The organism is Jiella sp. M17.18 (assembly GCF_041027365.1).
Taxonomy (GTDB): domain Bacteria; phylum Pseudomonadota; class Alphaproteobacteria; order Rhizobiales; family Rhizobiaceae; genus VKMB-3413.
On the sequence record NZ_JBFTEH010000009.1, the window covers coordinates 179,444 to 199,287 of the forward strand.

Sequence of the window (19,844 nt, forward strand, 5' to 3'; positions counted from 1 at the left end):
CTCGGGACAGATCTTCATGTCGATCCGCCTGAAACTGCTCCTTGCCTGCCTTGCCCTGACGATGATGACGGCGGGCCTCGGCGTCTTCGCCCAGAACTCGCAGCGCGATGTCGGCCGGCTGGCGGAGCGGATCTATGACGAGGCGCTGCTGTCGATGAGCTATCTGCGCTCGGCGCAGAACTCGCTGGTCGGGCTGGAGGCGATCGAGGAGCCGCCGTCGGCCGTCGCGGCGCCGGGCGCGGATACGCCGCAGGACGATCGCTTGGACCAGCGCGACAGCCTGCTCGCCGCCGGTTTCCGCAAGGCGCTTCCCGACATCTTCGGCGATCTCCAGGTGGCCACGGACCGGGCGATCTCGCCGGCCGGCAAGCGGCAGACCGCCCTGATCCGGCAGCATCTGACGGACCTGCGCGCCAAGGCGGGAACACTGGACAGGAGCGCCCTTCTCGCCGAGCTGCACAAGATCGACGACGACTTCGACGTCGCGGTCGAGATCTTCGCCGGCGACGGCTTCCGTTTCCGACGCGAGGTCGGGAACATCATCGACTCCTCGGTCCGCCAGACGGGACTGCTGATCGTCGGCGCCGTCGGCCTGGCGGTTCTCATCTCCTTCCTTCTGACGCGGGCGATCGTGCCGCCGGTCAACCACGCCGTCGCGGTGGCGCGGGCGATCGCGGCCGGCCGGCTGGACAACGAGATCCCGCCGGAGGGCCACAGCGAGACGGGCCAGCTGATGGGCGCGCTCGCCGCCATGCAGACGAGCATCGCCGAAAAGATGGAGCGCATCCGGGAGCTGATGGCCTCGCAGGCGGACGGCTACCGCAACCGCATCGCCGAGCAGAACACCCGCTTCGAGGCGGCCCTCAACAACATGTCGCAGGGCCTGTGCATGTTCGACGACGCGGAGCGGCTGGTGGTCTTCAACCGCCGCTTCATCCAGATGTTCGGCGGCATCCAGCTCGGCGTCTGCGCCAAGGACGTGCTGTTGGATCCGGGCTTCCAGCACGTGCTGATGCCGGGGGAATCGGCTTCGAGCAGCCACGAATTGCCGGACGGGCGGATCGTCGCCGTCTCGCGCGAGCCGATCGCCGGCGGCGGCTGGGTCGCGACCTTCGAGGACATCACCGAGCGGCGCCGGGCCGAGCGCAAGCTCAGCCACATGGCGCTGCACGACGCGCTGACCTCCCTGCCGAACCGGGTGCAATTCCGCGAGCGGCTCGAGACGGCGATCCGCAAGCCGGCGGTGGCGGCGCGCACGGCGGTGCTGTGCCTCGACCTCGACGGCTTCAAGTCGGTCAACGACACGCTCGGCCATCCGGTGGGCGACCGCCTCCTCCAGGTCGCATCCGACCGGCTACTCGCGACGGTCGGCCAGAACGACCTCGTGGCACGGCTCGGCGGTGACGAGTTCGCCATCATCCAGGTGGCCAGCGACCCCGCGGCGGCGGCCGAAACCTTGGCCAAGCAGGTGATCGAGGCGCTGAGCCAGCCCTACCGGATCGATGGCAACGAGGCCTCGATCGGCGTCTCGATCGGCATCATCCTCGCCATGCCGGTCGACGGCGCGCAGGCTCCGGATGTCGACACGCTGATCAAGAACGCCGATCTCGCCCTCTACCGGGCCAAGCACGGCGGACGGTCGACCTTCCGCTTCTTCGAGCCGCAGATGGACGCGCAGCTGCAGGCGCGCCGCAGCCTGGAACTGGACCTGCGCCAGGCCGCCGAGCGCGACGAGCTGGAACTCTACTACCAGCCCTTCGTCGACACCCGCACGCGGCGGGTCTCCGGTTTCGAGGCGCTGATGCGCTGGCGTCACCCGGAACGCGGCTTCGTCCCGCCGGCCGACTTCATTCCGGTCGCCGAGGAATGCGGGCTGATCCATACGCTCGGCGCCTGGGCGCTGGAGACGGCGTGCCGCCAGGCCGCGTCCTGGCCGGACGGGATGATCGTCTCGGTCAACCTGTCGCCGACCCAGTTCCGCCGCTCGACGCTGGTCGCGGATGTCGAGCGGGCGCTGTCGTCGGCCGGGCTGCCCGCCAGCCGGCTGCAGCTGGAGATCACCGAATCGCTCCTCCTTCAGGAGACCTCCGCCGTCCTCGAGACGCTGAACCGGTTCCGCGCACTCGGCATCCGCATCTCGATGGACGATTTCGGCACCGGCTATTCCTCGCTCGGCTATCTCAGCCGCTTCCCCTTCGACAAGATCAAGATCGACCAGTCCTTCGTGCGCAATCTGGAAGCGCGGGACAACCTCGCCATCGTGCGCGCGGTGATCGGCCTCAGCCGCGCCATGGACATGTCGGTCATCGCCGAGGGCGTCGAGACCCGCGAGCAGGCCGAACGGCTCATCCGCGAGGGCTGCGTCGAGATGCAGGGCTATTACTTCAGCCGGCCGCGCCCCGCCTCGGCGCTGGCGCAGATCATCAAGGAGGTCGCGGCGGCCGACGGCTCGCGCGGCGCCGAGGAGGGGCCGTCCCTGCAGCCCCCGATCACGTCGATCGCGGTCTGAGGGCTCGCTTGCTTCGGGAGCGATCGCCGGCTGTCAGCCGCTCAGCCCGCAGGCTTCGCCGGCCTGATCTTTTCCGCGATCCTGCGCTCCTCTTCCGGATCCGGCGCGATCGCGCGGCCGGAATCGTCGGGTAGTCCGCCGCCGGTCCCGCCGATAGTCGCGTTCCGGGGCCGATCGTTGGTGCCGGTGCTGATCTTCGGCTCGTCGCCGGTCCGGTCGGGGTTGGTCCCGCCGCGCTTCTCGTTCTCCGGGGGCATGGCGCCGCTCCCTGGTTCCTGTCGTCCGGCGGGAACGGCCACCGCCGGGAAGAGTTGCCCGCAAACCTTGCCATTTCGACACCGTCTCCCACACAAGAGGGCAGGCATCCGCTAGAGAGAGCGCCATGATGAACAACCGCAGGGCCGGCTTCGTCCGCGTCGCGACCGCGACGCCGAAGGTCGCGCTCGCCGATCCGGCCGGCAATTGTCGCTTCGTCCTCGATCTCGTCCGGCAGGCGGAGGACGAGCGCTGCGACCTCGTGATCTTTCCCGAACTCTGCATGTCCGGCTATGCGATCGACGACCTGCATCTGCAGGAGGCGCTCTTGTCCGGCGTCGAGGCCGCTCTTGCAACGCTCAAGGCGGAGACCGCCGAGATCGACTGCACCTTCGTCGTCGGCGCCCCGATCCGGCGCAACGGGCGGGTCTACAATGCCGCCCTCGTCTTCCGGCGGGGCACCATTCTCGGTGCCGTGCCCAAGGTGTTCCTGCCGAACTACCGCGAGTTCTACGAAAAGCGCTGGTTCGCCTCCGGCCATGGGCTGCGGGGACTGTCGGTGACGCTGGCGGGCGAAGCGATCCCCTTCGGCCCCGACCTCGTCTTCCGTGCCGCGAACGGCGGAGCGGACGAAGGCGCGGCGACCGCCGGCCGGCCGGAGGATTTCTGCTTTCATCTGGAGATCTGCGAGGACTTCTGGGGCCCGGCGCCGCCCTCCAATCGGGGCGCGCTCGCCGGCGCCACGATCCTGTGCAATCTGTCGGCCTCGAACATCACCGTCGGCAAGGCGGCGGATCGCGAGATCCTCTGCGCCTCGCAGTCGATGCGCTGCATGAGCGCCTATGTCTATTCGGCCGCGGGGGCCGGCGAGTCGACGACCGACCTTGCCTGGGACGGACAGGGCTCGATCCACGAGCTCGGCGACCGCCTCGCCCGCTCGGAACGCTTCGCCGACGAGCCGCGGCTGGCGATCGCCGACGTCGACGTCATGCGCATCCGCCAGGAGCGCCAGCGCACCCCCACCTTCAACGATGCCGCCGCCTTCGCCGGCCATCCGGAAGAGGCGTTCCGGACCGTCTCCTTCGACTGGGCGCCGCGCGCCGAGCCGGCGACCGACCTGAAGCGGCCGCTCCGCCGCTTCCCCTATGTGCCGAACGACCCCGCGACCCTCGACCAGGACTGCTACGAGAGCTTTGAGATCCAGGTCGACGGGCTGAAGCGGCGGGCGCAGGCGACGCCCGGCACCGGCCTCGTCATCGGCATTTCCGGCGGCCTCGATTCCACCCATGCGCTGATCGTTGCGGCCAAGGCCTGCGACCGGCTCGGCATCCCGCGGAAGAACATCCTCGGCTTCACCATGCCGGGCTTTGCGACCGGCGAGACCACCAAGTCCAACGCCTGGCGGCTGATGGAGGCCTTCGGCATCACCGCCGAGGAGATCGACATCCGCCCCGCGGCGCGGCAGATGCTCGCCGACATGGGCCATCCCTTCGCGAAGGGCGAACCGGTCTACGACGTCACCTTCGAGAATGTGCAGGCGGGCCTTCGGACCGACTACCTCTTCCGCCTCGCCAACCAGCGCCGCGGCTTCGTCCTCGGCACCGGCGACCTGTCGGAACTGGCGCTCGGCTGGTGCACCTACGGCGTCGGCGACCAGATGAGCCACTACGCGGTGAACGCGGGCGTGCCGAAGACGCTGATCCAGCACCTGATCCGCTGGTCGATCGCCACGCGCCAGTTCGAGCAGCCGGCGCTGGACGTGCTGGCGGACGTGCTGGACACCGAGATTTCGCCGGAGCTCGTGCCCGCAGACGCCGATGGGAAGATCCAGAGCACGCAGGACATGATCGGGCCCTACGAGCTGCACGACTTCTTCCTGTTCCACATGCTGCGCTACGGCATGCCGCCCTCGAAGATCGCCTATCTCGCCTGGCAGGCCTGGCGCGATCGCGAGGCGGGCGACTGGCCGGCCAACCTGTCGAAGGACGCGCGCAACCAGTACGACCAGGCGACGATCCTGCGCTGGCTGCGCGCCTTCCTGCGCCGCTTCTTCGCCGCCCAGTTCAAGCGCTCGGCGATCCCCAACGGCGTGAAGGTCTCCGCCGGCGGGTCGCTCTCGCCGCGCGGCGACTGGCGCATGCCCTCCGACGCCACCGCCGCGGCATGGCTCGCGGAACTGGACGCGGCCTATCCGGACGAGGGGTGAGGCTGCGAGAGGTCAAAGGCGCCGCGTAGGCGGCGATGGACAGCGACAGCGGCAGATCGGACGGCAGCGACAAAGCAGCTGAATGATAGCGCTTCGTCATCCCGGGCTTGACCCGGGATCTATTCCTCAGCGGTTACGCCGCAGCCCGGTGGAAGCAACGCCACGCCGCGACGACTCTTCCGATTTGGAATGGGTCCCGGGTCAAGCCCGGGATGACGATGCGGAGAGGGTTCTGCGTCTTCTGAGGAGTTCGCGGCTCGGCCGCGAGGACGGGCGCCGGCTCAGTTCCCCGGCACCCACTCACCCCCCGTCAGAGCGCGCCCATCACCTTGCCGTTGAAGCCGTAGACCTTGCGGGCGCCCGACAGCGGGACCAGCGTCACCTCGCGGGTCTGGCCGGGCTCGAAGCGCACGGCCGTTCCGGCGGCGATGTCGAGCCGCATGCCGCGCGCGGCCTCGCGGTCGAAGGCGAGCGCCGGATTGGTCTCGGCGAAGTGGTAGTGGCTGCCGACCTGAACCGGCCGGTCGCCGGTGTTGGAGACCTCGAGCACGATGGTCTCGGCGCCCGCGTTGAGAACGAGATCGCCCTCGGCCGTGATCACTTCGCCGGGAATCATGAGAAATGCCTCCAGAGCTTCGCGATGCCGACGGCCGCGAGGATGACGAGGAGGATCGGGCCGATCGCCAGGAGATCGCGTTCGCCCACCGGCTGCGGCGCGCCCGACGATAGCGGCATCTCCGATCCTCCCATGCCTTGGCGCTCCGCTCAGCCGGCCATCAGGTACAGGCCGGCGGCAGCGGAGAGGACGCCGATCGCGCGCAGCACCATCGGCTGGGCGAGGCGCGACAGCGAGACGCCGACGGCGAGCCCCACGCAGTGCAGCGCCGCGGTCGACAGGGCGAAGCCGAGGCCGAACTCCTCCGCGCCCATGCCGGCGTTCGACAGGGCGAACTCGGTGCCGTGCGCATGGCCGTGGAACAGCGCGAACGCGCCGACGATCAGGGACGCGGCCGGCACCGGCAGCTTCACCGCCGCGGCGACGAGCAGGCCGATCGCGACGACCGAGGCGAGGATCGCCGGCTCGACGAAGGGCAGCTGCACGCCGGCAAGGGCCAGCAGGAAGCCGGCGGTCATCGTCGCGACGAAGGACAGCGGGACGATCCAGATCGCGCGCCCGCCGATCATCGCGGCCCAGATGCCGACGGAGACCATGACGACGATGTGGTCGAGCCCGGTCAGCGGGTGCGACACGCCGGCGAGGAAGGTGCCGTGCTCCATCGGGTTGATGTGGGCGAAGGCCGGGGCCGTGGCGGCGGCAAGGGCCGCGGCGGCGATGAAAATGCGCTTCAACATGGAAAGTCCCTTGAACTGAGGTCGACGGCCGCCCCGGTTTGGGTCGCGGCTCCTTTCGTGCCGAGGCCGGAATCGCGAAGACGCCGTTCCCTGGGCCGGCCGATCATGTGTGCCGCATTGCAGCGTGTCAACAAAGCGTGAGCCGCGGCCGCCGCGGCAAACCGTAACGATCCGTTGCCGGACCGTCCCGCCGTTATTGCTCCGGCAACCAGACCGGAAGGCCGTGGCGGCGCCCGCCACGGTGTTAACCGCAACGAATCCACCGCGGGCGCATTCCCTTGAACACAGCAAGAAAAGCGGCCATATTCCGCTACGGAAGGCCTGAGTTCCGGCACGTTCACGATCGGAGCCAGAGGCCGCAACAGGTTGGAGTCTTCGATGCTGAGATCGCTCGTGATCGCGGCTGCTCTTCTCGTTTCCGCGGGACCGGTCGGAAGCCGGCAGCCGCTGACGATCCGCACCGTTACCATGGCCGGGCTCACCGGCCCTGCCTACTATTCCGCCGTCGAGCAGGGCTACCGCTTCGTCGGCGGGCGCCTGACCGCGCAGGCGCCGGAGCATCGACAGATCCAGAAGCCCGTCGAGGTGTCGGAACTTGCGCCGACGGCTCCCAAGGGCGCCCGCGTGGCGGTCGCCTCCGCCGGCCGCTGAAGCGGTCGCGGCCGACGGCAGGGCGTCACCTGATCGGCTCGTGCACCGTCACCAGCTTGGTGCCGTCCGGAAAGGTCGCTTCCACCTGGACGTCCGGGATCATCTCCGCCACCCCCTCCATCACTTGGTCGCGCGTGATCACATGCGCGCCCGCCTCCATCAGGTCGGCGACCGTGCGCCCGTCGCGCGCGCCCTCGACGACGAAGTCGGTGATCAGCGCGATCGCCTCGGGATGGTTGAGCTTCACACCGCGCTCGAGCCGGCGCCGCGCGACGACGGCCGCCATGGAGACGAGGAGCTTGTCCTTTTCGCGCGGGGTCAGTTGCATCGGGGGATCCTTCGTGCGGTTGCCGGTCGGTGGTTCGGGTCACACCGACCATACGCGGGGCAGCGCGCCGTCCGCCAGAGCCCGGATCAGCGGAACGAGGCGCTTCCTCAGGTGAAAGCCGGAGGGCGCCCGCAGGCGGACGACGAGCAGCCCGCCGACGATGCTGGCGCCCCCCGCCTCTCCCGCCATGTCGCGGATGGCGGGCACCCACCCTTCGAGACCGGGCCCGTGCGCGAGGAGCGTCGCGAAGGCGCGGTTGCCTGCCAGGCTCGCCGGCTGCGCGGCGATCGCGGCGACCGGCCCCTCGAGCCGCAGATCGTCGGCGAAGACCAGCCGTCCGCCGATCCTCACGCGCCAGCGGTCGCGAAACGAGCCGGCCTCGACGCTCTCGCCCATCATCTCGCGGCCGAGGATGACGCTCTCGGACAGCAGGAACCGCGCGCCCGGAGCCGCGTCGACGTCGAGACGGCGGGTGATGGCGCCGCCATCGAAGAGGATCGTCTCCTGCGGCAGCCAGGCGAGTGAGGCGTCGTCCCCGATCGCAATGCGGCTCGTCACCTCTGCCGACCCCGAGGCGGCGCGGTAGACCCGTTCGCAGGCCTGCGTCGTGACGGTCAGCCGCCCCCCGCTCGCCACCTGGAAAGACTGGTCGAGCCGGTCGCCGCCGGTCAGCCCGCCGGAGGTGTTGATCAGGACCGCCTCTGCGCTCGGGCCGATCGGGCGCGGAAAGCGCAGCTTCAGGCAGCCCGCCTGGTGCAGCCGTTCGAGCCGCGTGCGCCCGGCGAGCGGCCGCACCGCGAGATCGACCCGGCCGGCGGAGCGCTGAAGGGGGACCGGCGCATGGGCCACGGCAGTCGTCGTCACCTCGGGCGCGATCCGGCCGAGATCGGAAAGCCGCAGTTTTTTGCCGTCATCGCCCGCCCCGCAAGGTCATCCGTCCGGCCAAAGCGCTAACAGGCAGGCGGAAGCGCGGCAATCCGCCCGCCACGCGTTTTGCCGCTTCGCGAACGGCTGCGAGATGCAGGCAAGGAACGCTTGGAAGCCGGTTCAGCCCTGCGCCTGCGCGCCCGTGCCGGGGCGCAGACGGGCCAGCGCCTCGTCGACCAGCCGGTTGGCGATCTGCATGCGGATGTTCGCCTGTTCCCGGAACGCCAGGGGCGCGCAATCCGGATGGTTGGCGCGGGCGAAGGCGCGCCGGCACAGCATCAGATCCTTCGGCGTCAGGGCGTTCGCAAGGCCGAGGTCGCGCCGGATGTCCCGGGGGTCGATGCTCGGCGGCGCTGGCGGCGCGGGCGGCTCCGCGACCCGCTGGCGGATCGTCTCGCCGCTTCTCTCATAGCGGCTCGCCGGCTGGCGCGGGGCGTCGCCCGCCTCGGCCCCGCCGATGCCGCTGAGAACGGTCCAGAATCCGGCAGACGTCTGGCCGAAGGAGAATCCCCATTCTGCCTTGTCGTCTTTGGCAGCGATCCCGTCGAGGATCGCTTCGAAGGATTGCGCGGACATTTCTGGACCCGCCGGTTGAAGCAACGTTATGGTCCCCGAACCATAGTCCGGGTGCCGTGAAGCGTCGGTAAAGTTGAAGGATCAAATGCCGGATAGCCGGCAAAGTTCCAACGCGGCAGGAGAGCCGGCATACGCTTCGCGACGGCCGGACCGGCGGTGCAGGCCGGCCTTGTCTTCCCCGGCGAATTCCGCGACACCATCAGGGGCCAGACGGATGGCGGCGACGAGCGGCGAGGCAAGGTTTCAGATGCGCACGGTCTATGTGAACGGGGAATACCGGCCCGAGAACGAAGCGAGCGTCTCGGTCTTCGACCGCGGCTTTCTCTTCGCCGACGCCGTCTACGAGGTGACGAGCGTTCTCGGTGGCCGGCTGGTCGACTTCTCCGCCCATATGGCGCGGCTGAAACGCTCGCTTGCCGAACTCGGCCTGCCCTCGCCCGGCAGCGAGGCGCACCTGCTCGCCATCCACCGCGAACTCGTCCGGCGCAACGACCTCGACGAGGGCACGATCTACATGCAGGTCACGCGCGGCGCCGCCGACCGCGATTTCCTCTTCCCGTCCGAGGACACGCCGCCGTCCCTCGTCCTCTTCACCCAGGCGAACACGCTCGTCGACAAGCCCGCGGCCCGCACCGGCCTGCGCGTCATCTCGGTGCCGGACCTGCGCTGGTCGCGCCGCGACATCAAGACCGTGCAGCTTCTCTATTCCTCCATGGCCAAGACCGAGGCGAAGCGCCGCGGCGTCGACGACGCCTGGATGGTGGAGGACGGGATGGTCACCGAGGGCACCTCCAACAATGCCCACATCGTCGCCGAGGACGGCACGCTCGTCACCCGCGCCCTGTCTCATTCGATCCTGCACGGCATCACCCGCGCCGCGGTGCTGAAGCTCGCGGAAGAATCCGACATCCGCATCGAGGAGCGCAGCTTCACGATCGAGGAAGCCAAGCGCGCGCGAGAGGCCTTCATCACCTCCGCCTCGGCCTTCGTGATGCCGGTCGTCGAGATCGACGGCACCCCGATCGGCGACGGCAAGCCGGGCCCGGTCGCGACCCGGCTGCGCGAGATCTACATCCGGCACGCCCGCGACACCGCCATCTGAGGCCGCCGGCCGGCGCCGGCTCGTCGCGGGTCGCGGCGGCGCCCAGCTTCCGTTGTTTCACGCCGGCCGTGCGAGAGGCGCCACCGGGGCGGTTGCGTCGGGCGCCCGGCTTCGCCTTGTGATCGATCCGCCCTTTCCTCCTCTGCCGTGGCTCGCTTACGGTTGCGCCTTCGGGCGGTAACGATTCGAGGACCTCCATGGCGGCACAGACCTCGGAAGCGGGCGCAGCGGGCGACGCGATCGATCTCGACTTCCAGCGTCGGGAAATCGCCCGGCTGCGGGAGAAGCTGCTCGACCTCACGCGCCGGAACGGCCTTCTCAACTTCAGCCATGCCCGGAGCGGCGCCTTCGCCCGGGTGATCGACGAACTGCCGGACCAGCTTTTCGCCGCCCTGCGCGCCGGCGAAATGGCCTTCGAGCCGCTGCCCGATCCCGAGACCGAGCCGGCCGACGAGCGCACCGAGAGCTTCCAGAACGCCATGGCGATCGCGCGGCTGACCGACGAGACCTATCTCGCCGCGATCGCAGAACTGGGCGAAACGGAAGCCGACACGGAGACGCTCGCCGCACTCGACGAGGCGCTGCGCCACCGGGTGCGCGCCCAGCTGAACCTGCCGAAGCTTTCGGGCGGACGGCGGCTCGACATCGCGGAGCTCGCCCGCGCCAACGGCTTCGATCCGAGCTTCGACCTGCCGAAAGCCTCGCAGGCGGGTCCCGAATTCGATGCGGCGACGCCCGAACATCTCGGCGACGACGCCATCCGCATCCTGTTGACGGCGTCGCAGGCCGACCGGCGCCTGCGCACCATCTTCGACCGCAACCGCACGCTGGAGAACGAGACCGGCATCCATACGCTGCAGATCGCCTTCGGCTTCGTCGAATGGCGCGATCCGAAGCAGCCATCCGCCGGACCCTACCATGCGCCGCTCCTGATGATGCCGCTGCACTTCCGGCGCAAGATCGTCAACGGCAGCTACCGGTTCTGGGCGAGCGCGCCGGAGGGCGAGCTGTCGGTCAACCTCGCTCTGGCGGAACTCCTGAAGCGCGACCACGGCGTCGCTCTGCCGGACATCGGGGCGGAGGCGACGCCGGAAGCCTATTTCGCGGCGATCGCGCCGCTTCTCGAAGCGGCGAAGTTCCTGGCGCTCCGCCGCTTCGTCACCATCGCCGTCTTCCCCTTCCCGCGAATGGGCCTCTGGGTAGATCTCGACGAGACGATCTGGCCGAACGACGGGCTCGTCGCCCATCGCGGCCTCGCCCGCCTCATCGGCGGCCTTGCGACAGAAGGCGCGGCCGGCTCGTTCGGCGTCGACCACCCCATCGAGGATCCGGCGTTCAAGGGCCGCGTCCCGCCGCTCGTCATGCCGGCCGACGTCTCGCAGCATTCCGCCATCCTCGACGCCATCGAAGGCAAGGACCTCGTCGTCGAGGGGCCGCCCGGCACCGGCAAGAGCCAGACCATCGCCAACCTCGTCGCCGCGGCCATCGGCGCCGGTCGGCGCGTCCTGTTCCTCGCTGAAAAGCGCACGGCGCTCGAAGCCGTCGCCAAGCGGCTGCGCGAGCGCGGCCTCGGCCCGGCGCTCCTGGAGCTGCATTCGGACAAGACCTCGAAGCCGGAGGTGATGGCTTCGCTGAAGGAGGCGCTGGAGAACGATGTCGCGATGCCGGCGCGGCTTGCGGCCTTGCGCGACGGCCAGAAGCGCGACCGCGCCGTGCTGACGGACTATCTGACGGCGCTGCAGGAACGCCCCGACGGGCACGACGCGACGGTGTGGTCGCTGGTCTGGAGCGAGACGGCGCTGCGGGACCGTCTCGCCGGACGGATGGCGGAGACGATCCGGCCGGCGGACGTCGCCGGCGTCGAATTGGCGGACGAGGGCGCGTTCAGGCGGGCGGCGGACACGCTGGCGGAACTCGCGAAGGCCGCAGAGGCCGTCGAGGAAGACCTCGGCGGCCTCACTGCCAGCCCCTGGCATGCTGCTCGGGGACTGCCGGTGCAGCCGCATGCACAGGAGGCGCTCGTCCGGGATCTGTCGGCCGGTCTCGGCACAGCACTCGCCGCCGCGCGGGACGCGGCGGCCGCGCTGCCGGTCTCAGCCGCCCCGGCTCCGCTGGTCGGCCGGACGGCGCCGGAGCTCGCGGCCCTCTGCGACGCGCTCGCCGCCCTCGTCCTGCCGGCAGACGACGGGCTCGCCGCCGCAGCGCTCGAAGGCGCCCTGACGGAGACGGTGCTCGGCGCCGCCGAGCGGCTGGCCGAGACGCGCGCCCACCGCGAAGAGCTGGCGAACGGCGCCGGCGATGCGGCCGGCCTGAAGTCGCTTCAAGCCCTGGAAGAGCGGCTGCTCGCCGACGGCTTCACCCGCGTCGCGCTCGCGGATCTGGCGGAGCGCGCCGAGGCCTTTCGCGCCGATGCCGGCCGCTTCGAGGCGCTGGCATCGCGCCTTGCGCCGGCGACCGAGGCGCTCGGACCCGATTTCCCGGCCAATGCCGAGACCGCCCGGCAGCTGTCGCGCCTCGCCGCCATCCGCCGGACCTATTCCGACCTCGCCTGGAGCCTGCAGATCCCCGTGGCGAACAAACGCCGGCGCGAGCATCTGGACCGGCTCGGCGATCGCTCGCGGGATGTCCAGGAACGCCTGAAGCGCCTGTCCGCCGAGATCGACATGGCGAAGGCCTCCGAGGTTCCGACGGCGGAGCTGCGCCGGCTCGCGGAAACGCTCGGCGGCACCGGTGCGCTCGGACGGCTGTTCGGAGGCGAGTTCAAGCGGGCGATGACGGCGGCGCAGACGCTGGCGCCGCGCGTGACCGACCGCGACCGCCTGCGCCAGCTGCTCGCCGACGCCGCGACGCTGCTCGACGAATGGTCCGAGATCGCCGGCGATGCCGAGGGGCAGAGCGCCTTCGGCGCGGCCTGGCGCGGACCGCAGACGGCCTTCGACGCGCTGGACGACGCCGCGGCCTGCCTTGGCGAAGTCGGCGGCTTCCTGTCGCGCAACGGCGGCGACCACCGCCTGCGCGCCGTCCTCAGCCTGCCGCCGGAGGCGCTCGACGGCCTCTCTTTGTCTGCGGAGGAGGCGGCGCTGATCGAGCGCTGCGATGACTCCGCGGCGCTGACGATGCTCGCCGACGGTCTTCGCGCCCGCGCCGAGGCTCTCGGCGCCCTGGAGCGCGACGGGCGCGGCTGCGGCGTCGCCGCGGACGCGCCGATCCTCGACCACGGCCGGCGACTGTCGCAGACGCTCGCAGCCCTCGAGGCGGACATCGCGGCGCTCGTGAACGGAGCCGCGCCGGAGCAACGCGCGGCGATCGAACGCGCTTCGAAGGACCTCGACGCCGCCCGCACCGCCCGCGCAATGGCTGCGGCGCCGGTACTCGTGGACGCGTTCGGACCCGATCCGGCCAAGGACGGCATCATGCGCCTCGACGAGATCCGGACGCTGCAGGGGCAGGCGGGGCATCTTGCGGAGCGCCTCGCGGACCTCCGGGCGGCCGGCTCTGCGGTGCGCGAGCGGCTGGGGCCGGACTTCGTCCCTTCATCCGAAGCGGCCGGCCTTTCGGCTCGCGCCGAGACGCTCTCCGCCGCCATCGCCGATACGCAGGGTCTGCGGCTCCATGCCAACCTGTCCCGCTATATCGCAGAGGCCGAGGCCCAGGGCCTGAAGCCGCTCTACGACCGGCAGGTGAGGGACGGCCAGCCCGTGAGCGCGCTGCCGGACATCCTGTCGCTCCTGCGCTGCCAGCAGGCGCTGGAGGCGATCTTCGCGGATCCCGCCTCGCCGATCGGCCGCACGACCACCGGCCGGCTCGACACAGCACGCGGCCGCTTCAAGGCCGCCGAGATCGACCTCTACCGGCTGGAAGCGGACGCGATCCTGTCGAAGGCGCGCGAACGCGCCCGCACGGCGCCCTGGGGCAACGATTCCGGCCCGATCCGCAGCTACACGGAGATGGCGCTGGTCCAGAACGAGATCGCCAAGCAGAGCCGCCACATCCCGATCCGCCAGCTGATCGAGCGCGCGGGCACGGCGCTCCAGGCGCTGAAGCCCGTCCTGATGATGAGCCCGCACGCGCTGGCGCAGTACGCGCCGCCCGGCACGCTCGACTTCGACCTCGTGGTCATCGACGAGGCCTCGCAGATGAAGCCGGAGTTCTCGATCGGGGCGCTGGCGCGCGGCGCGCAATACGTCATCGTCGGCGACCAGAAGCAGCTGCCGCCGACCGACTTCTTCTCCGGCCAGGAAGAGGGCGACGAGGCCGAGGACGAGGCCGGCGCGGCGGACAATGCCGAGAGCATTCTCGACCTCGCCTCCGCCCGGATCCCGCACAAGCGACGGCTGCGCTGGCACTACCGCTCGCAGCACCCGGCGCTGATCGCCTATTCCAATCGCGAATTCTACGACCGCGAGCTGGTGATCTTCCCGGCTGCGACCGAGGACGACGTCTCGGGCGTCTCCTGCATCGAGGTCGACGGCATCTATCAGGCGAACGTCAATCCGGCCGAGGCCGAGCGCGTCATCGCCGAGGCGCGGGCGCTGATCTACCGCACGGCCGAGGACGGGCGCGACCTTTCCCTCGGCATCGCGACGATGAACCTGAAGCAGCGCGAGCTGATCAACGCCGAGTTCGAGCGGCTGGCGGCGCGAGACCCGATCGTGCGCGCCTATGTCGAACGCTGGGAGAAGACTGTCGAGCCGGTCTTCGTGAAGAACCTCGAAAACGTCCAGGGCGACGAGCGCGACGTCGTGATCATCTCGACGCTGTTCGGCCCGTCCGAAGCCGGACAGAGGCCGAAGCAGAACTTCGGCGCGATCAACCGCGCGGCCGGCCACCGTCGCCTCAACGTCCTCTTCACCCGCGCCAAGCGGGCGATGATCGTCGTGACCTCGCTGAAGACCGGCGACATCGTGCCGACGGCCAGTTCGTCGCGCGGCGTCCACGTCTTCAAGGGTTTCCTCGACTATGCCCGCGGCGGCGCCGTCTACGACGATGCCACGGGGCGCGAGGCCGACAGCCCGTTCGAGACCTTTGTCGCGGCGCGGCTGAAGGCTGCCGGCTACGACGTCGTCCACCAGATCGGCGTCGAGGGCTTCCGCATCGATCTCGGCGTGCGCCATCCCGCCGATCCCACCGTCTTCATCGCCGGCATCGAATGCGACGGCGCGCCGTTCCACACCGGCCTGACGATCCGCGACCGCGACATGATCCGCCAGCAGGTGCTGGAGGGGCTCGGCTGGGCGATTGTCCGGATCTGGTCGACGGACTGGTACAACGACCCGGATGGCGAGGCGCGAAAGCTCATCCGCTTCCTCGGCGAGCGCGAGGCGGCCGTCCATGTCGCGCCGCGGGCGGAGCCGGCGCTGTCATCTGATGCGAGTGCCGAGCCCGACCCCGACATCCCTGAGGAGACAGGGCTCGCGGCTGCCGCCGCACGTCCTCCGGCGGATCCTGCAGCCGGTAGCGATGCCGCAGAGGCGCCGGCACGAGCCGTCGATCGGTCGGAGGCGACGCCGGCGCCCGAAGACGAGGCCGCGCCACCTGCCGCCGAGCCGCTTGCCACGGAGGGCGCGCCGATCCGCACCCTGTTCGACCTCGCGCCGTCCGAACCGGCCGCAGACCGCGGCGCGGCGGACGGGCCGCCGGCGCGCGACGCAACGGACGGCACCGAGCCGGCAGCTCCGAGCGCTCCCCCGCCGCGCGGCCGCCACATCCGCCGCAACGCGCTCGACATCTACGAGGTGCTGCCCGGCCTGTTCGAGATCCGCCGCGACGGCCGCGTGCTCGGCGAGGTCGAGCGCGTCTCCGGCGTCGGCGTCGACCGCCGGCTGACCGCCGGATCGACCCCCAGCCTGCCACGCTTCCGCGGCACGCCGAGCGGCAGCGACGTCACCTTCACCACCACCGACATCTACGAGGCCTTCGACCGGATCGAGGCGACCGCCCTCGCCGAGACCGAGTGACGGCCGGGTCGGCCTTCCGCCTCTCGTGCTGCCGCTTCGCTGGCCGGCAGGGCCTCGGAAGGCGCAGACGCTCAGAGGCACCGGCCGGACCCGCCGCCTCTGGGGCATGTCGGCGGAACGGTCCGGCCGGTTACGCGCTCGCGGGTCGAACTCTCGCGCACGCGCAATCGCTGTCACCGAGGCCGCCCCGCTCGATGGGACGGCGGCCCGGCCTTTACTTGACGTCCAGCACCTCGGCGCAGCGCGACAGCGCCATCCCGGCGCCGGTCGTGTCCCGGGAGATCCGGATCGACTTGATGATGTCCTGCGGATCGGCGGTGATCTGCAGTTCGCAGAACAGCTGCTCGGTGCGGGCCGGGGCGATCAGCCGGCGATGATCGCCGCCGCCATGCGGCTTGTTCTTCCAGGGCGGGTTCCAGCCGATGCTGGCGCCGCTCGACTTCGTCACGGTGGTGGTGCGGGTGACGCCGGGTGACGGATTCTCGACCTTCGTCTCGGTCCGCGTCGTCTGCTTGCTCCAGAGCGGCTGGGAGCTTGCCTGATGCGCATTGCCGCCGAACGTGCCGGACGAGGGCCAGCTTGAATTGCCGAAGCCGCTGGACTGCGGCGCGCTCCCGAACGTCGGGAAGGACGGCAGCTTCGGCGGCGCCGGATTGCTGTATTGCGCCGGAATGGTGCGGGTCGTCTCGCCGCCGCGCCAGGTGTGGATGATGTCGCCGTTCGGCAAGTTGTAATCCGACTGCGGCGGGCCATAGCGGGTGAAGAAGGCCGAGGCCGGCTGGCCGATCCAGCGCGACTGCACCGCCGTCGCCGCCTCCTGCGTGGTGGTGCAGGCGCTCGCCGCCAGGCACAGGACTGCGATGGGCGCGAGGCTCCAATACCGCATGGACGTCTCGTCTCCGAAGAAGGGATAGGGAAACGGCGGCCGGCCCGGTGATCCCGTCTCGCCGCCGTCCGGTCGCGCCTCTGCGGGACCCGGCGAGCCTCTTCTACGATGCCGGGATTCCTGCGGTTATCGCATCCGTCCCGGAGAATGCGGTTGTTCTTGCATCCTCGTCCCAGCTATCACGACAGGACGCCTGACAGGGTGGCGTGGGGACGGACGTGCATGCAGGCAGCGAGGATTTCGGCGCATCGCTTCTCGACCGATATGGTCGAGCCGAAGTACCGTGAGGAGGCGTTCCGGAGCCGCATCGCGTCCCTGTTCGAGGTGAGCGAGATAGCGCCATTCTCCGGGGAGCCGGTCCGCTCGACGATCGACAGCTTCCACTTCGGCTCGCTGATCATCAACGCGATGGCCTGTCCGGGCTTCACCCGCGAGCGGCCGCGGCACCGGCTGATGCGCGACTTCCTGGATCACCTGATGATCCGCATCGATCTCGACGGCCCGATCGCGTCGGGCGGCGCTCCGATCGCGGTCGCGGTCACCGACCTCGGCCGGGTCTCTCCGCGCGTCCGCACCCCACCGCACACCGTATCGGTCGTCGTGCCCCGGCGAGCCCTGGAGGATCGCGCCGACGCGGTCGCAGCGCGCCACGGCGACACGCTGGCACATCCCGCCGCGCTGTTCCTCGCCGACCACATCGTCTCGGTCGTGCGGATGGCCGGGCGCGGCGGCGAGACGGTGCCGGGCGCGATCCCCGCGATGACGCCCGGCCTGATCGCCGCCTGCCTTGCCGATGCGGCACCGCGCGACGATGTGCTGCGCGACGACCTGCGGAGCGCGCTTGTCGTGCAGGTCCGAAGGATGATCGAGCGCGACCTCGCCGATCCGCGCCTCGGGCCGGAGCGGATCGCGCGGGCGATCGGCGTCTCCCGCTCCAGCCTCTACCGGCTGTTCGAGGAAGCCGGGGGTGTCGCGACAGTGATCCGGGAGAGCCGCCTGAAGGCGGCCGCGCGCGATCTCCTGCAGCCGGATCCGTCGCTGCGCATCGGCGACCTCGCCCACCGGTTCTGCTTCTCCAGCGACGCGCATTTCAGCCGCACCTTCAGGGACGCCTTCGGCTGCACGCCGTCGGAGTTCCGGGCGGCCGGGCTTGACCGCTCGCGGCCGACCGTCGGCGGTCCCGGCACCGCCTCGCTGAAGACGCTGCTGCCGACATGGCTGGCGGTCCTGTAGCTCTTCCGGGGCGGCGGCGCGTCGCACGCCGGACGAAGCGCGGCAGACCTTCCCGGGTAGAGATGCCACGGCATCCGCTCTGCCTTTTCCGCGCGAGAAGCCACTGGACCTTCCCTGCCCGCCGGGCGACAAGCCTCGCATGAGGAAGACGTCCGCCATCATGCTGCAGGGGACCGGCTCCGACGTCGGCAAGACGGTGCTCGTTGCCGGCCTCTGCCGTCTGTTCGCCCGCCGCGGCCTGACGGTGCGCCCATTCAAGCCGCAGAACATGTCGAACAATGCCGCGGTCGCCCTGATCCCCGAGACCGGCCGCTTCGGTGAGATCGGCCGCGGCCAATGGCTGCAGGCGCTCGCCGCGGGAACGCCGCCGACCGTCGACATGAACCCGGTGCTGTTGAAGCCTCAGTCGGAGACCGGCAGCCAGATCGTGGTGCGCGGGCGCGTCACGGGCGAAGCGCGCGGCCGGGACTACCAGCGCCTGAAGGTGGGATTCCTCCAGACCGTCCTGCAGAGCTTCGAGAGCCTGTCGCAGGAGGCCGATCTCGTCGTCGTCGAGGGTGCGGGCTCGCCAGCCGAGATCAATCTGCGCCGGAACGACATCGCCAATATGGGCTTTGCGACGGCCGCCGGCGTGCCCGTGATCCTCGTCGGCGACATCGATCGCGGCGGCGTCATCGCCTCGCTGGTCGGGACCCATGCGATCCTGCCGGAGGGCGACCGCGCGACGATCGCGGGATTCCTGATCAACAAGTTCCGCGGCGACGTCGCGCTGTTCGACGACGGCCTTGCGGCGATCACGCGCTTCACCGGCTGGCCCAGACTCGGCGTCGTCCCGCACCTTTCCGCCGCCCGGCGTCTGCCGGCGGAGGACTCGGTGGTGCTCGAGCGGCTGTCCCGCGGCGCTCCCAAGCGGCTCACCGTCGCGGTGCCCCTTATCGGACGGATCGCGAATTTCGACGATCTCGACCCGCTGCGGGCGGAGCCGGAGGTGGAGGTCGTCTTCGTCCCGCCTGGCGAGAGGCTGCCCGAGAAGGCGCAACTGGTCGTCCTGCCGGGATCGAAGTCCACGATCGCCGATCTCGCGGCCTTCCGCGCCAACGGCTGGGACGCGGACCTTGCGGCGCATGTCGCCCGGGGCGGCCATGTCGTCGGCCTGTGCGGCGGCTATCAGATGCTGGGACGCCGGGTGCGGGATCCGGACGGGGTCGAGGGCCCGCAGCGGGACGCCGAGGGGCTCGGTCTCCTCGACGTCGAGGCCGTGATGGAGCCGGAGAAGATCGTCCGCACCGCCCGCGCGACGACCCCCGACGGAGAGCCGCTCGAGGGCTACGAGATCCACCTCGGGCGAACCAGCGGTCCCGACTGCGAAAGGCCCGTCTGCATCCTCGACGGCGTCCCCGACGGGGCGACGTCCGGAAGCGGCCGGATCTTCGGCACCTATCTCCACGGCCTGTTCGCGGCGGACGGCTATCGGCGGCGGTTTCTCGCCGGCTTCGGGGTGGAGGCGGCAGCGTCCGGGCACCGCGCCGGCGTCGAATCCGCGCTGGACGCGATCGCCGAAGCCCTGGAGCAGGCGGTCGACATTTCGCGGTTGCTCGCCCTCGCGGAGCGGCGTTAGACGGCGCTCGTCATGTCCTGCACGCGCTTCGTTCTTGGGCTCCGGGGTCTTGCGTCGGGGTTTGGGCGTCTGGCGCGGGATCCCGCGGCCTGCGCGTCTTTCCTGTAGAGCGCTCGGGTTCTGGCCGCCCGGACGCGCGAAAGCCCCGCCGGGGGTGCCGAGCGGGGCTTTGAGGTGGGAATGGTGAGAGAAGAAGACGCTTGGTGTTTTTTGCGATTGGCAGACCTGGCAGCGACCGACTTT

At 70.4% G+C, this 19,844-nt stretch carries 15 protein-coding genes; 7 read left to right on the forward strand and 8 right to left on the reverse strand.

What is annotated here, in order from left to right; all coding sequences use genetic code 11:
* Positions 1 to 16 precede the first annotated feature (16 nt).
* Entirely contained in the window at positions 17 to 2,509 is a 2,493-nt protein-coding gene (locus AB5S17_RS17310) for an EAL domain-containing protein (protein WP_369241632.1), read from the forward strand.
* A gap of 41 nt (positions 2,510 to 2,550) precedes the next feature.
* Here AB5S17_RS17310 and AB5S17_RS17315 read toward each other — a convergent pair whose 3' ends face one another.
* The gene (locus AB5S17_RS17315; protein ID WP_369241634.1) at positions 2,551 to 2,766 is read right to left on the reverse strand and encodes a hypothetical protein; all 216 of its coding nucleotides are present in this window, start codon (positions 2,764 to 2,766) and stop codon (positions 2,551 to 2,553) included.
* A 125-nt stretch (positions 2,767 to 2,891) separates the two neighbouring features.
* Here AB5S17_RS17315 and AB5S17_RS17320 point away from each other — a divergent pair, with 125 nt between their 5' ends.
* Positions 2,892 to 4,970, forward strand: coding sequence for an NAD(+) synthase (locus AB5S17_RS17320; RefSeq protein WP_369241636.1), 2,079 nt, complete (start codon positions 2,892 to 2,894; stop codon positions 4,968 to 4,970).
* Positions 4,971 to 5,280: 310 nt separating this feature from the next.
* Here the strand turns inward: AB5S17_RS17320 and AB5S17_RS17325 are convergent, their stop codons facing one another.
* From AB5S17_RS17325 to AB5S17_RS17335, 3 genes are read right to left on the reverse strand one after another with little or no spacing between them, the layout of a single operon-like run.
* The gene (locus AB5S17_RS17325; protein WP_369241638.1) at positions 5,281 to 5,586 is read right to left on the reverse strand and encodes an urease subunit beta; all 306 of its coding nucleotides are present in this window, start codon (positions 5,584 to 5,586) and stop codon (positions 5,281 to 5,283) included.
* The gene (locus tag AB5S17_RS17330; RefSeq protein ID WP_369241640.1) at positions 5,583 to 5,705 is read right to left on the reverse strand and encodes a hypothetical protein; all 123 of its coding nucleotides are present in this window, start codon (positions 5,703 to 5,705) and stop codon (positions 5,583 to 5,585) included. Before AB5S17_RS17330 ends, AB5S17_RS17325 begins: the two co-directional genes overlap by 4 nt.
* A gap of 30 nt (positions 5,706 to 5,735) precedes the next feature.
* Positions 5,736 to 6,323, reverse strand: a complete 588-nt coding sequence (locus tag AB5S17_RS17335) for a HupE/UreJ family protein (RefSeq protein WP_369241642.1) — start codon at positions 6,321 to 6,323, stop codon at positions 5,736 to 5,738.
* Positions 6,324 to 6,701: 378 nt separating this feature from the next.
* Here AB5S17_RS17335 and AB5S17_RS17340 point away from each other — a divergent pair, with 378 nt between their 5' ends.
* Entirely contained in the window at positions 6,702 to 6,974 is a 273-nt protein-coding gene (locus AB5S17_RS17340; protein WP_369241644.1) for a hypothetical protein, read from the forward strand.
* Between the two features lie 25 nt (positions 6,975 to 6,999).
* On the opposite strand, the gene AB5S17_RS17345 is transcribed toward AB5S17_RS17340, so the two are convergent.
* From AB5S17_RS17345 to AB5S17_RS17355, 3 genes are all read right to left on the reverse strand, one after another.
* Positions 7,000 to 7,302 carry an urease subunit gamma gene (locus AB5S17_RS17345; protein ID WP_369241646.1) on the reverse strand — a complete coding sequence of 101 codons (303 nt, stop codon included), beginning with the start codon at positions 7,300 to 7,302 and terminating at the stop codon, positions 7,000 to 7,002.
* 39 nt (positions 7,303 to 7,341) lie between these two features.
* Positions 7,342 to 8,166: an urease accessory protein UreD gene (locus AB5S17_RS17350; protein ID WP_369241648.1), complete on the reverse strand. Its 825-nt coding sequence runs from the start codon at positions 8,164 to 8,166 to the stop codon at positions 7,342 to 7,344.
* Positions 8,167 to 8,349: 183 nt separating this feature from the next.
* Positions 8,350 to 8,805: a hypothetical protein gene (locus tag AB5S17_RS17355; protein ID WP_369241650.1), complete on the reverse strand. Its 456-nt coding sequence runs from the start codon at positions 8,803 to 8,805 to the stop codon at positions 8,350 to 8,352.
* 214 nt (positions 8,806 to 9,019) lie between these two features.
* Here AB5S17_RS17355 and AB5S17_RS17360 point away from each other — a divergent pair, with 214 nt between their 5' ends.
* Positions 9,020 to 9,907: a D-amino-acid transaminase gene (locus tag AB5S17_RS17360; RefSeq protein ID WP_369241652.1), complete on the forward strand. Its 888-nt coding sequence runs from the start codon at positions 9,020 to 9,022 to the stop codon at positions 9,905 to 9,907.
* Between the two features lie 197 nt (positions 9,908 to 10,104).
* Complete coding sequence (locus tag AB5S17_RS17365) at positions 10,105 to 15,864, forward strand: DUF4011 domain-containing protein (RefSeq protein ID WP_369241654.1); 5,760 nt, start codon at positions 10,105 to 10,107, stop codon at positions 15,862 to 15,864.
* A gap of 214 nt (positions 15,865 to 16,078) precedes the next feature.
* On the opposite strand, the gene AB5S17_RS17370 is transcribed toward AB5S17_RS17365, so the two are convergent.
* A complete protein-coding gene (locus AB5S17_RS17370; RefSeq protein WP_369241656.1) occupies positions 16,079 to 16,750 on the reverse strand; it encodes a hypothetical protein in 672 nt (223 codons plus the stop codon).
* Between the two features lie 222 nt (positions 16,751 to 16,972).
* Here AB5S17_RS17370 and AB5S17_RS17375 point away from each other — a divergent pair, with 222 nt between their 5' ends.
* Positions 16,973 to 17,983 (forward strand): helix-turn-helix domain-containing protein, encoded by a 1,011-nt coding sequence (locus tag AB5S17_RS17375; RefSeq protein ID WP_369241658.1) that lies wholly within the window; start codon positions 16,973 to 16,975, stop codon positions 17,981 to 17,983.
* Positions 17,984 to 18,122: 139 nt separating this feature from the next.
* Positions 18,123 to 19,601 (forward strand): cobyric acid synthase, encoded by a 1,479-nt coding sequence (locus AB5S17_RS17380; protein WP_369241660.1) that lies wholly within the window; start codon positions 18,123 to 18,125, stop codon positions 19,599 to 19,601.
* Positions 19,602 to 19,844: the final 243 nt, after the last annotated feature.

What these genes read in the sequence shown, in the direction of transcription:
- AB5S17_RS17310 (WP_369241632.1), top strand. Translation starts at nt 17, where the DNA reads ATGTCGATCCGCCTGAAACTGCTCCTTGCCTGCCTTGCCCTGACGATG.
- AB5S17_RS17315 (WP_369241634.1), bottom strand. Translation starts at nt 2,766, where the DNA reads ATGCCCCCGGAGAACGAGAAGCGCGGCGGGACCAACCCCGACCGGACC.
- AB5S17_RS17320 (WP_369241636.1), top strand. Translation starts at nt 2,892, where the DNA reads ATGATGAACAACCGCAGGGCCGGCTTCGTCCGCGTCGCGACCGCGACG.
- AB5S17_RS17325 (WP_369241638.1), bottom strand. Translation starts at nt 5,586, where the DNA reads ATGATTCCCGGCGAAGTGATCACGGCCGAGGGCGATCTCGTTCTCAAC.
- AB5S17_RS17330 (WP_369241640.1), bottom strand. Translation starts at nt 5,705, where the DNA reads ATGCCGCTATCGTCGGGCGCGCCGCAGCCGGTGGGCGAACGCGATCTC.
- AB5S17_RS17335 (WP_369241642.1), bottom strand. Translation starts at nt 6,323, where the DNA reads ATGTTGAAGCGCATTTTCATCGCCGCCGCGGCCCTTGCCGCCGCCACG.
- AB5S17_RS17340 (WP_369241644.1), top strand. Translation starts at nt 6,702, where the DNA reads ATGCTGAGATCGCTCGTGATCGCGGCTGCTCTTCTCGTTTCCGCGGGA.
- AB5S17_RS17345 (WP_369241646.1), bottom strand. Translation starts at nt 7,302, where the DNA reads ATGCAACTGACCCCGCGCGAAAAGGACAAGCTCCTCGTCTCCATGGCG.
- AB5S17_RS17355 (WP_369241650.1), bottom strand. Translation starts at nt 8,805, where the DNA reads ATGTCCGCGCAATCCTTCGAAGCGATCCTCGACGGGATCGCTGCCAAA.
- AB5S17_RS17360 (WP_369241652.1), top strand. Translation starts at nt 9,020, where the DNA reads ATGGCGGCGACGAGCGGCGAGGCAAGGTTTCAGATGCGCACGGTCTAT.
- AB5S17_RS17365 (WP_369241654.1), top strand. Translation starts at nt 10,105, where the DNA reads ATGGCGGCACAGACCTCGGAAGCGGGCGCAGCGGGCGACGCGATCGAT.
- AB5S17_RS17370 (WP_369241656.1), bottom strand. Translation starts at nt 16,750, where the DNA reads ATGCGGTATTGGAGCCTCGCGCCCATCGCAGTCCTGTGCCTGGCGGCG.
- AB5S17_RS17375 (WP_369241658.1), top strand. Translation starts at nt 16,973, where the DNA reads ATGCAGGCAGCGAGGATTTCGGCGCATCGCTTCTCGACCGATATGGTC.
- AB5S17_RS17380 (WP_369241660.1), top strand. Translation starts at nt 18,123, where the DNA reads ATGAGGAAGACGTCCGCCATCATGCTGCAGGGGACCGGCTCCGACGTC.